General features: G+C 66.7%; 11 protein-coding genes. 7 read left to right on the top strand and 4 right to left on the bottom strand.

Annotation, left to right across the window (positions count from 1 at the left end):
- Positions 1–33 precede the first annotated feature (33 nt).
- Positions 34–936: a LysR family transcriptional regulator gene (locus tag ACYP5B_RS39180; RefSeq protein ID WP_459573193.1), complete on the top strand. Its 903-nt coding sequence runs from the start codon at positions 34–36 to the stop codon at positions 934–936.
- A gap of 34 nt (positions 937–970) precedes the next feature.
- Here ACYP5B_RS39180 and mdeB read toward each other — a convergent pair whose 3' ends face one another.
- From mdeB to ACYP5B_RS39165, 3 genes are all read right to left on the bottom strand, one after another.
- Positions 971–3673, bottom strand: coding sequence for an alpha-ketoglutarate dehydrogenase (mdeB, locus tag ACYP5B_RS39175; RefSeq protein WP_318235270.1), 2703 nt, complete (start codon positions 3671–3673; stop codon positions 971–973).
- Between the two features lie 31 nt (positions 3674–3704).
- On the bottom strand, positions 3705–4667 hold the full coding sequence (locus tag ACYP5B_RS39170) for a Bug family tripartite tricarboxylate transporter substrate binding protein (RefSeq protein ID WP_459573277.1): 963 nt from the start codon (positions 4665–4667) through the stop codon (positions 3705–3707).
- Positions 4668–4823: 156 nt separating this feature from the next.
- Positions 4824–5840, bottom strand: a complete 1017-nt coding sequence (locus ACYP5B_RS39165; RefSeq protein WP_459573192.1) for a 1-aminocyclopropane-1-carboxylate deaminase — start codon at positions 5838–5840, stop codon at positions 4824–4826.
- A 223-nt stretch (positions 5841–6063) separates the two neighbouring features.
- On the opposite strand from ACYP5B_RS39165, the gene ACYP5B_RS39160 reads away from it, so the two are divergent.
- Positions 6064–6573: an Lrp/AsnC family transcriptional regulator gene (locus ACYP5B_RS39160; protein ID WP_400096450.1), complete on the top strand. Its 510-nt coding sequence runs from the start codon at positions 6064–6066 to the stop codon at positions 6571–6573.
- Positions 6574–6618: 45 nt separating this feature from the next.
- Here the strand turns inward: ACYP5B_RS39160 and ACYP5B_RS39155 are convergent, their stop codons facing one another.
- The gene (locus tag ACYP5B_RS39155) at positions 6619–8031 is read right to left on the bottom strand and encodes a M20 family metallopeptidase (protein ID WP_459573191.1); all 1413 of its coding nucleotides are present in this window, start codon (positions 8029–8031) and stop codon (positions 6619–6621) included.
- A 194-nt stretch (positions 8032–8225) separates the two neighbouring features.
- Here ACYP5B_RS39155 and ACYP5B_RS39150 point away from each other — a divergent pair, with 194 nt between their 5' ends.
- The 5 genes from ACYP5B_RS39150 to ACYP5B_RS39130 all read left to right on the top strand — a co-directional run.
- Positions 8226–9161, top strand: a complete 936-nt coding sequence (locus tag ACYP5B_RS39150; RefSeq protein WP_400096452.1) for a LysR family transcriptional regulator — start codon at positions 8226–8228, stop codon at positions 9159–9161.
- 156 nt (positions 9162–9317) lie between these two features.
- Positions 9318–9638: a hypothetical protein gene (locus ACYP5B_RS39145; RefSeq protein ID WP_318235275.1), complete on the top strand. Its 321-nt coding sequence runs from the start codon at positions 9318–9320 to the stop codon at positions 9636–9638.
- A gap of 102 nt (positions 9639–9740) precedes the next feature.
- Positions 9741–10844, top strand: coding sequence for a pyruvate dehydrogenase (acetyl-transferring) E1 component subunit alpha (gene pdhA, locus ACYP5B_RS39140; protein WP_459573190.1), 1104 nt, complete (start codon positions 9741–9743; stop codon positions 10842–10844).
- Positions 10837–11814 (top strand): alpha-ketoacid dehydrogenase subunit beta, encoded by a 978-nt coding sequence (locus ACYP5B_RS39135; RefSeq protein ID WP_459573189.1) that lies wholly within the window; start codon positions 10837–10839, stop codon positions 11812–11814. Before pdhA ends, ACYP5B_RS39135 begins: the two co-directional genes overlap by 8 nt.
- A 20-nt stretch (positions 11815–11834) precedes the next feature.
- The coding region (locus ACYP5B_RS39130) for a biotin/lipoyl-containing protein (protein WP_459573188.1) at positions 11835–12338 on the top strand (504 nt) is incomplete at its 3' end.

Genomic DNA, 12338 nt, shown 5'->3' with positions numbered 1-12338 from the left:
TGCCTTTTTGGTCAAAAGGCATTACTTTTGCGCATGACTTTCGATCTGCGCCAACTCAAGGCCTTCACCACCATCGTCGCCAGCGGCAGCCTGGGCCGGGCGGCGGACGCGCTGCACGTGACCCAGCCTGCCCTGAGCCGCACCATCAAGCGGCTGGAGGACGAGCTTGGCGCGCCGCTGTTCGAGCGGCACGCCAAGGGCATGCTGCTCACCGCGGTGGGCAGCGCCCTGCTCCCCCATGCCACCCTGCTGCAACGCGAGGCCGAGCACGCGCGCGAGGAAATCGATGCCATGCGCGGCCTGGCCAAGGGCACCATCAAGGTGGGCGCGGTGGGCAGCATCGCCAGCCTGGTGCTGCCGCTGGCGGTTGGCCGGGTCACCAAGGCGTGGCCGAACCTGCGCGTGGAGATCACCGAGGGCGTGTGGGACCGGCTGGCGGAAAGCCTGGTCCGGCATGAGATCGACCTGGCGCTCAGCATCTGCGCGCCGGATACGGACGAGATCGAGGCCATTGCCGACTGCCGCTGGGAGGACAGCAGCTACGTGGTGGCGGCGCCGGGCCACCCGCTGCGGCGCAGGCCGGCATTGACCCTGGCCGATACGCTGGACCAGCAATGGGCCATCCCGCCCCGGGGCACCGGGCCGTTCGAGCACATGCGGCAAGTGTTTGCGGCGCAGGGGCTGGGGCTGCCGAACATCGTCGTGGAGACGCGCTCGGTGACCGCCCTGAAGAGCCTGGTCGCGCAATCCGGCTTTTTGAGCTGGATGGCCGAGCCGATGGTCGAGGCCGAGCGCAAGGCCGGGGTGATCGATATCCTGGACATTCCCGGCGGGGTCGGCAAGCGTACGCTGACGGCCTTCCGGCGGCGCCAGGGCATCCTGCCCGGCCCCGCGGTCAAGCTGCTGGAAGCGCTGCGCCAGCTGACCGCGGCTTGACGAGGCCAGTGCCTCGATCCGGCGACGTCGCCGGCTATATCGACGCCAGGGAAATCACGTCAGCCAGGTGCTTTCTTTCGCAAGCCATCTCATCCGCCACGATCTCTGCCATCGCGGCCAGGCTTGCCTGGACGATGGCTGCGGCATCGACCTCGAAATAGCGCCGCAGCGCCGCCCGCGAATCGCTTCGCCCGAAGCCATCGGTGCCCAGCGTCACATAGCGCCGCCCCGGCGGGACGAAGGCACGCACCAGCTCCGGCAGCGCGCGGACATAGTCGGTGGCCGCGACAATCGGGCCGCTGCCCGCCTCCAGCTGCCGCCCGAACCAGCTATCGATTGCCGCAATGTCGCCGTGGCGCCATAAGCGTTCGCGCTCCACCCCTTCGCGCGCCAGCTCGATGTAGCTGGTCACGCTCCAGACATCGGCCGCGATGCCATGCACCTGCTCGAGCAGGCGCGCTGCCTTCAGGACTTCGCCCATGATGGCCCCGCTGCCGAACAACTGCACGCGGTGGTCGAACGCCCCGCCACGCCGCAGCAGGTACATGCCCCGCACCACGCCTTCGTGCGCTTCGGCCGGCAGGCTCGGATTCTCGACGCTTTCATTGGTGACGGTGACGTAATAGAACTCGTCGGCCTGTTCGCTGACCATGCGTTGCATGCCATGGTCGACGATGACCGCCAGTTCCCCGGCGAAGGCCGGATCGTAGGCGCGGCAGTTGGGAATGGTCGAGGCCGCCAGATGGCTCGTGCCGTCCTGGTGCTGCAGGCCCTCCCCGCCCAGCGTGGTGCGTCCCGAGGTGGCGCCGATCAGGAACCCGCGTGCGCGCTGGTCGGCGGCGGCCCAGATCAGGTCGCCCACGCGCTGGAAGCCGAACATGCTGTAGTAGATATAGAACGGCAGCATCGTGACGCCGTGCGTGGAATAGCTGGTGGCGGCCGCGGTCCACGAGGACAGCGCGCCGGCCTCCGTGATGCCCTCCTCCAGGATCTGCCCATCCTTGACCTCCCGGTACGACAGCATGGAAGCCGCATCCTCCGGCTGGTAGAGCTGGCCGAACGGCGCGTAGATGCCCACCTGGCGGAACAGGTTCGCCATGCCGAAAGTGCGCGCCTCGTCGGCGACGATCGGCACAATGCGCGGGCCCAGCACGGGATCCTTGAGCAAGGCGCCCAGGTACCGCACGAGCGCCATGGTGGTGCTCATCGCCTTGCCCTCGGCGCGCACGGCGAACGCGGCGGTCTTGTCCAACCCGGGCACCGGCAACGGCTCGGTGCCCGGATGGCGCGCGGGAAGATAGCCACCGAGGGCGGCACGCCTGGCCTGCAGGTAGCGGATCTCCGGGCTGTCCTGCGCCGGCCGGTAGAACGCGGCCTGCGCCACCTGTTCGTCGGACAGCGGCAACTGGAACCGGTCCCGGAACGCGATCAGATCGTCCGGGCCGAGCTTCTTTTGCTGGTGCGTAGTCATGCGGCCTTGCGCGATGGCGCCCATGCCGTAGCCCTTCATGGTCTTGGCCAGCACCACGCAGGGCCGCCCGTTGCGCTTGGCGGCTTCGGCAAATGCCGCATGGATCTTCGCCGGGTCGTGCCCGCCCCGGCGCAGGCGGTCGATCTCGTCGTTGGACAGATGCTCGACCAGCGCCCGCAGCGCCGGCGTCTTGCTGAAGAAGTTCTCGCGATTGAACGCGCCATCGTTGGCCGAGAGCGTCTGGAATTCTCCGTCCACGGTCTGCGCGAACGCGCGGCTGATGGCGTGATCGTGGTCACGTGCCAGCAGCGCGTCCCACTCCGACCCCCACAGGCACTTGACGACCTGCCATCCCGCCCCCGCGAACAAGGCCTCGAGTTCATCGACGATGCGCCCGTTGCCGCGCACCGGCCCGTCCAGGCGCTGAAGATTGCAGTTGATGACGAACGTGCAGTTGTCCAGCTTCTCCCGGGCGGCTAGCGTCAGTGCCGCAATCGACTCCGGCTCGTCCATCTCGCCATCGCCGAAGAAGCCCCAGACGCGGCGCTCGCTGGTCGCTTTCAACCCTCTGTTTTCCAGGTAGCGCATGAAACGCGCCTGGTAGATGGCGTTGAGCGGGCCGATGCCCATCGACCCGGTCGGGAACTGCCAGAAGTCCGGCATGAGGTATGGGTGCGGATAGGAACTCAGGCCGCGCACGCCCTTGCCTTCGGCAACGATCTCTTGCCGGTAGTGGCACAGCGATGCTTCGTCCAGCCGGCCTTCCAGGAAGGCGCGCGCATAGACGCCGGGCGCCGAATGCGGCTGGAAGAAGACGAGATCCCCGCCTTGCGCGGCACCGGGGCCGCGGAAGAAATGCTGGTAGCCAACCTCGAACAGGTCGGCCGCCGAGGCATAGCTCGCGATGTGGCCGCCGAGCTCGCCATGCGCCTGGTTGGCGCGCACCACCATGGCGAGCGCATTCCAGCGCAGGATGGCCGACAGGCGCTGCTCCATCTCCAGGTCGCCGGGATAGGCCGGTTGCGCTTCCACCGGCACGGTGTTCAGGTACGGCGTCACCTGTTCTGGCCGCCACTGCAAGCGGTGCTGCCTGGCATGCGCCAGCAGCGCATCCAGGATGGCGCAGGCGCGCTCCTTGCCCTGCTGCGGGCCCCAGGCCGACAACACGCCGTCGAGCGCGTCGCACCATTCCTGAAGCTCCTGCGGATCCGTCTGCGCGATCGAATCGACCGCCAGGGTGGAACCGAATCGGTCACGAGACGCCATTTTGATACGCTCCCGCCGGCAACCGCCCGGCTCAATTTGCCTGAATGTTGGCCTTCTGGGCGATGGCCCGCATGCGCGGCAGGTCCTTGTCGATCATGGTCCCGACTTGTTCCGGCGTTGCATAGGACGGCTCCAGGCCGTTGGCCACCAATTTTTCCTGGATCTCATGGTCTTTCATGGCCTGCGCCAGGGCTTTCTCCAGCCGTGACTTGACGTCGGGCGGCAGGCCACGCGGGGCCGCGATCGCCACCCATGAATCCGCATCGAAGCCGGGGAAGCCGGATTCTGCGACGGTGGGAACCTCCGGCAGCAGCGTCGCGCGCCTGGCGCCTGCCACCGCGATCACCTTGATCCTGCCGCTCTTGATATGCGGGAGGGACGCCGCAATGGTGTCGACCGAGAAGGGAATCTGCCCGCCGATCAGGTCGGCAATGGCCGGGGCGCTGCCCTTGTAGGGAATGTGCTGGAGCTGCATGCCGGTGGCGCCCAGGATCATCTCGCCCGCGAAATGGCCGGTGGTGCCATTGCCGAACGAGCCGTAGGCGTATTTCCCCGGCGTGGCCTTCACCGCCGCCATCATCTGCTTGAGGTTGTCCACCGGCACATCGCGATTGGCCAGCAGGATCAAGGGCACCCGCGCGACCAGGCCGATCGGCTCGAAGCTCTTCACCGGATCGTAGGGCAGGTTGGCGTTGATGGCGGGATTGACCGTGAAGGTCGAGCCTGAGCTGATGAACAGCGTGTAGCCGTCGGGCGCGGCCTTTGCCACGTAGCCGGCGCCAACGATGGTGCCGGCGCCCGCGCGGTTCTCGATGACCACGGGCTGGCCGAGACGATCGCCCAGCTTCTTGCCGACCAGGCGTCCAATGATGTCTACCGCCCCGCCGGGCGGAAACGGCACCACCAGCACGACCGGCCTGGCGGGATAGCCCTGGGCCTGCGCAGGCGCGGCGCATAGGGCAACGCCCAGCAGCGACAGCGCCTTCACCGCCATCGAAACGCTTCGTGGAACGACGTTCATTCGCGACTCCTGTGATTGAGCGACGGGGAGCAAAGTGGGGCTGTGTCAAACAGGCTGCCCTTGATGCCGGCGTTCAACCACCGGCACCAAGGGACAGCCAGGTGCGCGCAGGCAGGCGCGCAGGCGGGATCAGCCGTTCCGGAACAGGAAGCTGTAGGCGCTCAGCGCCGGAGCGCCGCCGAGGTGGGCGTAAAGCACCTTGGAGCCTGCCGGGAATTCGCCGCGGCGGACCAGGTCGATCATGCCCTGCATCGATTTCCCTTCGTAGACGGGGTCGGTCATCATGCCCTCGAGCTTGGCGCTCATCCGGATGGCCTCGAGGGTTTCCTCGGAAGGCAGGCCATACTCCGGGCCGCCGTAGCGCGTGTCGAGCACCACGTCGTCGTCGGTGATATCGCGGCCCAGGTCCACCAGGTGCGCGGTGTTCCTGGCAATGCGCAGGATCTGCGCCCGGGTCTGCTCCGGCTTGGCCGATGCGTCGATGCCGATCACGCGGTTGGCCCGGCCATCGGCGGCGAAGCCGACCACCATGCCGGCCTGCGTGCTGCCGGTCACCGAGCAGACCACGATGTAGTCGAACTTGAAGCCGAGTTCCGCTTCCTGCGCGCGCACTTCTTCCGCAAAGCCGACGAAGCCCAGGCCGCCCAGCGGGTGCTCGGAGCACCCCGCCGGGATCGGGTAGGGCTTGCCGCCCGCCTGGCGCACGCTCTCCATGGCCTCTTCCCAGCTCTTGCGGATCCCGATATCGAAGCCATCGCTGACCAGGCGCACGTCGGCGCCCATGATGCGCGACATCTGGATATTGCCAACGCGGTCATAGACGGCGTCTGAATAGTTCACCCAATCTTCCTGCACCAGCACGCACTTCAGGCCGAGATGCGCCGCCACGGCAGCCACCTGGCGCGTCTGGTTCGACTGGATGCCGCCGATGGAGACGAGCGTGTCGCAGCCTTGGGCAAGCGCGTCCGGAATGATGTACTCGAGCTTGCGCGTCTTGTTGCCGCCGAACGCCAGGCCGCTGTTGCAGTCCTCGCGCTTGGCATAGAGGTCGACCTTGCCGCCGAGATGCGCGCTCAGGCGTTTGAGCGGCTGGATGGGCGTGGGGCCGAAGGTCAGTTGGTGGCGGGGAAAGCGTTTGAGATTCATGGTGGCAACTCCTGGGTTTCGTGGGTTTCGTGGGTGGAGGGCGGGAATCCAGGCATCAAGACTGGCAAAGAACACAGGCATGTGGAGTCACCTTTCGTTGATGCTGCGATGGAGTCAATCCTAGAAAAAAACGCACGAAACGTGGTTGCAAATATCAATCTATTTATGCACTATAAAAAATATGAACGACTGATTTTTACCTGTTTGTTTTTTATAGAACGTCATGGACGAAACAAAATTGCGCACCAAATCAGAGCATCCCGCGCCACTTTCCGAGGCATTGGATCGCACCGATAAGGCCATCCTGCGCTCACTCCAGCGCGATGCTTCGATCTCGAATGTGGCGCTGGCAGCCAAGGTCAGCCTGAGCCCGCCGGCGTGCCTGCGGCGCGTGGAGCGGCTCAAGGAACTCGGCCTGATTCGCGGGATCGTGGCGCTGCTGAACCCGGCCGCGCTGGACGCGGGCATGCTGGTGATGATCGGCGTGGTGCTGGACCGGTCCACGCCGGAATCCTTCTCGGCGTTCGAGAAGGCCGCCCAGCAAGTGTCTGGATGCATGGAGTGTCATGTGGTGACGGGCGAGTTCGACTACTTCATGATGCTGCGCACCAAGGACAGCGAGAGCTTCAATCGCCTCCATGCGGAGCAGCTGCTTTACCTGCCGGGTGTCCGCCAGATCCGCTCGTTCATGGTGCTCAAGCAGGTGCTGTCGACAACGCAGTTTCCGATCTGACGGGCTAAGGGCGCGGCAAGGCGCGCACCGGCCGCCGCCGTCCCTTCACGCGCCCCGCGACCGGCTGCCGGCAATGGCAGCGCCGTCTTCGGCGAGGTCCCAGAACACGCCCGCCATGACCTGCAGCGCCTGCCTGGCGACGCTACCCAACAGGTGCTCGTTGGGCGCATGCTGGCTGCAGGCCGGATACGAATGCGGAAACCAGAGCGTGGGCAAGCCCAGCACGTGCGCAAACACATCGTTGGGCAGCGATCCGCCAAAGTTCGGCAGCAGCGCCGGCGGCTCTCCCGTGGTGCGCTGCACGCACGCCAGGGCCCACCGCACCCAGGCATCGTCCGGATCCAGGCGGGTGGCCTGCATCGGCTCGCCATCCGGCTGGACCTCCACATCCTGGAAGCCATGGGCGTCCAAGTGCTCGCACAGATGGCGCACGAAGCTGGCGCTGTCGCTGCCCACCACAAAGCGGATCTGGCACAGGGCGAACGCGTGGCCGGGAATCGCCCCCACCGGAGCGTCGGGATTCCCGGTCTTGAAGGCCAGCACCTCGAACGTGTTCCATCCGTACACGCGCTCGGTGGGCGACAAGCCTGGCTCGCCCCAGCCGGGATCGATCTCGGGATCGGACGGGCCACCGCCAACCTCGATGTTGCGCAGTGCCGCGCGAACGTTGTCCGGCAACCCATCGGGCAACAGCCCGCGCACCAGCACCCTGCCCCTGGCATCCACCACGCTGGCGATCGCATGCGCAAGCCGCGTGCCGGCGTTGCTCAGCAGGCCGCCCCAGTTGCCGGAGTGATGCGCGCCTTCGCGCAGGTTGACGCCAAGCCTGACGTTGCAGAACCCGCGCGACCCCAGGAAGATCGTCGGCCGCCCAGCGGCCACGCGCGGCCCGTCCGAGGCGATGAACACGTCCGCCGCCAGTTCGTCCGCGTACCTTGCGCACACTTCCCGCAAGCCAGGCGAGCCGGTTTCCTCCCCCATCTCGAGAATCATCTTGACGTTGTAGCCGAGCCGGCCCTCGCGCAGCGCCAGCACCTGGGCCAGCGCGGCCAGGTTGATGGTGTGCTGGCCTTTGTTGTCGGCCGTGCCGCGGCCATACCAGCGGTCGCCATCAAGCGTCACCTCCCAGGGGCCAAGGCCCGGCCGCCATTGCGCGTCCTGCCCGCGCACCACATCACCGTGTCCGTAGGTCAGCAGAGTGAAGGCGGCCTCGGGTTCCAGCCGTTGTGCCAGCATGAATGGCCCGCCGCCAGGGATGGGGTTGTCGACGAGCTTCCAGGTGAATCCCAGGGTATCGAGCTGCGGCCCGATCTCGTCGGTCAGGTAGGCCGTGAGGATGGCGGCGCTGGCGGGATTCTGGCTTTCCGTGCGCATCGCCACGCGTTGGCGGAGCACCCGCTCGAAGCTGCCGTCGTCAAAGTAGCGGGCCGCGAGTTCGACGGCTTGTGTGCGACTCATGTCTCTGCATTCCTTCCAACGTTGCGCGAATCGTTCGTGCGGGCGCCTTCCCAGGCGGCGATGTTGCATCCTAGTGCCTTGCAAACGTTGCGAAAAGCATAGAATTCAGATGCCTGGTTTGCCTTTTTTGCAAACCGTAGAAACTAGGCAAACCTTGCAAGCTGCGCAACCCCATCCATCCAGCCGGAGAAGCCGTGCCCCAGTCCCATCGCTTGCAGAGCACAGCGCTGCGCTATTTCCTGGAAGTGGTCCGTTGCGGCTCGATCAGCGAGGCGGCGTCGCACCTGAATGTCGCCGGATCCGCCGTCAGCCGCCAGATTGCCGGCCTGGAGGAGGCCCTGGAGGTGGTCCTGTTCGAGCGGCGGCCACGGGGGATGGTCCTCAGCGCCGCAGGCGAGCTCCTAGCCACGCATGCCCGCAAAGCCAGCTTCGAGGCAGAGCGGGTCGTGGCCGACGTGCTGGCGTTGCAAGGGCTCGGCTCCGGCCATGTCCGCATCGCCAGCTCGGAAGGCTTCGCCATCCAGTTCCTGCCGAGCGTCATCGAGGCGTTCCGAGCGAAGTATCGCGGCATCCGCTTCCAGCTATCGGTGGATGCGCCGGCCGAAGTCACCCGCCGCGTGCGCCAGGGAGAATGCGATATCGGCATGGTCTTCAACTACAGCCGTATCGGGCAGAAGGACGTCAAGGTGGAGCATCGCCAGCCGGCCCCCGGCCTTGCCATCATGCGTGCCGACCATCCCCTGGCGAAGTCCAGGCAGGTCACGTTGTCCCAGCTGCAGGGTTATCCGATGGCCCTGCCGGACACGGATACCACCGTGCGCCAGGTGTTCGACATTGCCTGCATCCGGCAGCGCGTGACGGTCGACCCGGTACTCACCAGTAACTACGTCGAGACCCTGTTGAACTTCGCGCGGCTGAACGATGCCGTCACGCTGGCGAGCGAAGTCTCGGTGCGCCTGCTGCTGGAAGAGCGCGGCTTGTGCGCGGTCCCCATCCGGGACCGCGCGATGAGCGACCGCAGTATCGAGGTCCAGACCCTGCAAGGCAGGACCCATGCGGAGGTGGTGCGTGTGTTCCGGGACTTCCTGATCGCGATGCTATCGAGCCGCGATGGCATCGGGCCCGAGTGATCGCCGCGCCGCGCGCATGCGAGCGCCAGGCGGGTCGAAAACCTGCCATCGCCGGCAGCATCAAGCTGTGTTCCCGCGGCGCCCGGCGAATTCCCGAAATCGCCCTAACCGCCGCAATAGCGCTACACTGAAAACGGGACAACCCTGCGGAGCACCATGATGGACGCCATTGACCCTCAACGCACCTTTCGCGGTCTTCCCCTGACCCCGGAACAGGATGCGGAAGTCAGGCACTACATCAAGAAGAAAAAGCAGCGTAGTGCGCCATGGGATACACCTGAGCTAGCCGCCATGCTCGCGGATATGCTGAGGCCGCCAAGCTTTGAGGACGAGGATTTCGATTCCCCCGCCGAAGAAGCCAACGCGGCCGCCGAGCGCGCGGCGGCTTCGGTCGACGAGGCCATGGACCCGATCGAGGCCGGTGAGGAGCGGATGGCGGCCAGGGAAGCCGAGGCGATGAAGGGCCCCAAGCATTGACGTGCCGGTGGAGCGCGCGCGTTGCAGTTCCTTGAGCGGCGAAGCGCACAGAAGAAGACAGCCCCCAGTGCAAGACTGGAACACAAGAACAAAGGGCATGCCATGGCGACCATCGCAACATTCGAAATCGGCTACACGCAGTTTCTCGATCCACAAGGTGAGCCGACCCAGGCGCTGCCAGCATTTGCGCTCGATCCCGAGGCCCTGATCCCGCTCTACCGGGCCATGGTGCTCACACGCCAGTTCGACCTCAAGGCCATTGCGCTGCAGCGCACTGGCCAGATCGGTACGTTCGCTTCCGCGCTTGGCCAGGAGGCGGTCGGGGTCGGCGTGGCCAGCGCGATGCGCACGGAAGACGTGCTGGTGCCCTCCTACCGCGATCACGCCGCGCAGTTCCAGCGCGGTGTCTCCATGACAGAGAGCCTGCTGTACTGGGGTGGCGACGAGCGCGGCAATGATTTTGCGGCGGCGCCGCATGATTTTGCGAACTGCGTGCCGATCGGCAACCAGGTCTGCCACGCTGCCGGCATTGCCTACGCCATGAAGCTGCGGCGCGAGCCGCGCGTCGCGGTTTGCCTGCTGGGCGACGGCGGCACCTCGAAAGGCGATTTCTACGAAGGCATGAATATGGCGGGCGCCTGGCGAGCGCCGCTTGTGCTGGTCGTCAACAACAACCAGTGGGCGATCTCCATGCCGCGCAGCCAGCAGACCGCCGCGCAGACGCTCGCGCAAAAGGCCATCGCGGCCGGTATCCCTGGCCTGCAGGTGGATGGCAATGATGTTGTTGCGGTGCGGCAGGTCACGCTCGAAGCGCTGGAACGGGCCCGCACCGGCGGAGGCGCCACCTTGGTCGAAGCGATCACCTACCGGCTGGGCGACCACACCACGGCGGACGATGCCTCGCGCTACCGCGACAGCGAACAGGTCAAACAGCACTGGCTGCTGGAACCGGTGGCGAGGCTGCGCAACTATCTGCTGCGGCTCGGCGCATGGGATGCGGCACGCGAAGAAGCGCTTGGCAAGGCTTGCGCGGCGCAAGTGGCGGCCGCGGTGGAGGCCTATCTGGCAACGCCCCTGCCGAAGACGGCGGCGATGTTCGATCACCTGCATGCCAGCCTGCCCAAGGCGCTGGAGACGCAGTTGACAACCGCGCAGCGCTTTTCCCCGGGCGCCGGGACTATCGGGAGTGAACCGGATCATGGCTGAAATCAATCTGGTCGAAGCCGTCAACCAGGCGATGGCCTATGCGCTGGAGCACGACCCGCGCGTGGTACTGCTCGGCGAGGACATCGGTGTGAATGGCGGCGTGTTCCGCGCCACGGCGGGCCTGCAGGCCCGCTTTGGCGCCGAGCGCGTCATCGACACACCGCTGGCAGAGTCGGGCATCGCCGGGGCCGCGATCGGCATGGCCGCAATGGGGCTGGTGCCCGTGATGGAGATCCAGTTCACCGGGTTTATCTACCCGACCATCGACCACATCATCAACCATGCCGGCCGCCTGCGCCACCGCACGCGCGGCAGGCTGAGCTGCCCGATGGTGCTGCGCTCTCCCTTTGGCGCCGGCATCCATGCGCCGGAGCATCACTCCGAAAGCCCCGAGGCCATGTTTGCCCATATTCCCGGCATCCGGGTGGTGATACCGTCCTCCCCGGCGCGCGCCTACGGCCTGCTGCTGGCGGCCATGCAGGACCCCGACCCGGTGGTGTTCCTCGAACCGACCCGGCTCTACCGCCTGTTCCGCCAGGAGGTGCCGGACAACGGCGAGGCGCTGCCGCTCGATACCTGCTTCACGCTGCGCGACGGCGACGACATCACGCTGGTGAGCTGGGGTGCGATGCTGCAGGAGACGCAGGCCGCGGCTGACCTGCTGCTGGACGAAGGCATCTCCGCCGCGGTCATCGACGTCGCTACGCTCAAGCCGCTCGATATGGAAACCATACTGGAATCGGTCGGCAGGACCGGACGCTGCGTCATCGTCCACGAGGCGCCGCGCAGCGCCGGCTTCGGTGCCGAGATCGCGGCGAACCTCGCCGATGCGGGGCTGTACTCGCTGGCCGCGCCGGTGCAGCGCGTCACCGGCTACGACACCGTGGTGCCGATGGCCAGGCTCGAGTACGAGTACCTGCCCAGCGTGGCGCGGATCGCCGACGCGGCCCGCAAGGCCATGGCCGCTTGACGTCTTTCCTGGGAGCTTCGATGAAGATCTTCAAATTGCCCGACCTGGGCGAAGGCCTGCAGGAAGCCGAGATCACCGAATGGCACGTCAAACCCGGCGACACGGTGGCGGCCGACCAACCGCTGGTTTCGGTCGAGACCGCCAAGGCGATCGTCGAGATACCGTCGCCCTACGCCGGACAGGTCGCCAAGCTGTTTGCCCAGCCGGGCGAGATCGTGCATCTTGGCGCGCCGCTGGCGGGCTTCGAAGGCGCCGGCGGGCAGGAGGACGCCGGCGCAGTGGTGGGCGATGTCAAGGTCGGCACGCAGGTGGTCGCGGAAGCGCCCGCCGCCCTGTCCCGTGGCGGCGGCGCGGTGCGGGCAGTGCCAGCCGTGCGCGCCCTGGCGCGCCAGCTCGACGTGGACCTGGCGATGGTCACCCCAATGGGCGCGGACGGCATCATCACCGCTGCCGACGTGCGGCGCGTCGCCGCGACGCTGGCGGACCTGGGGCCACCGGAAGTCCTGCGCGGCGTACGGCGCGCC

Source organism: Cupriavidus sp. 8B, from assembly GCF_054589115.1.
This window is presented reverse-complemented; position numbering and strand designations above follow the sequence as displayed.

Excerpts from the sequence above, each read along its gene's own strand:
- ACYP5B_RS39160 (WP_400096450.1), top strand. The coding sequence starts at position 6,064 with ATGGACGAAACAAAATTGCGCACCAAATCAGAGCATCCCGCGCCACTT.
- ACYP5B_RS39135 (WP_459573189.1), top strand. The coding sequence starts at position 10,837 with ATGGCTGAAATCAATCTGGTCGAAGCCGTCAACCAGGCGATGGCCTAT.
- mdeB (WP_318235270.1), bottom strand. The coding sequence starts at position 3,673 with ATGGCGTCTCGTGACCGATTCGGTTCCACCCTGGCGGTCGATTCGATC.
- ACYP5B_RS39170 (WP_459573277.1), bottom strand. The coding sequence starts at position 4,667 with ATGGCGGTGAAGGCGCTGTCGCTGCTGGGCGTTGCCCTATGCGCCGCG.
- ACYP5B_RS39145 (WP_318235275.1), top strand. The coding sequence starts at position 9,318 with ATGATGGACGCCATTGACCCTCAACGCACCTTTCGCGGTCTTCCCCTG.
- ACYP5B_RS39155 (WP_459573191.1), bottom strand. The coding sequence starts at position 8,031 with ATGAGTCGCACACAAGCCGTCGAACTCGCGGCCCGCTACTTTGACGAC.
- pdhA (WP_459573190.1), top strand. The coding sequence starts at position 9,741 with ATGGCGACCATCGCAACATTCGAAATCGGCTACACGCAGTTTCTCGAT.
- ACYP5B_RS39180 (WP_459573193.1), top strand. The coding sequence starts at position 34 with ATGACTTTCGATCTGCGCCAACTCAAGGCCTTCACCACCATCGTCGCC.
- ACYP5B_RS39165 (WP_459573192.1), bottom strand. The coding sequence starts at position 5,840 with ATGAATCTCAAACGCTTTCCCCGCCACCAACTGACCTTCGGCCCCACG.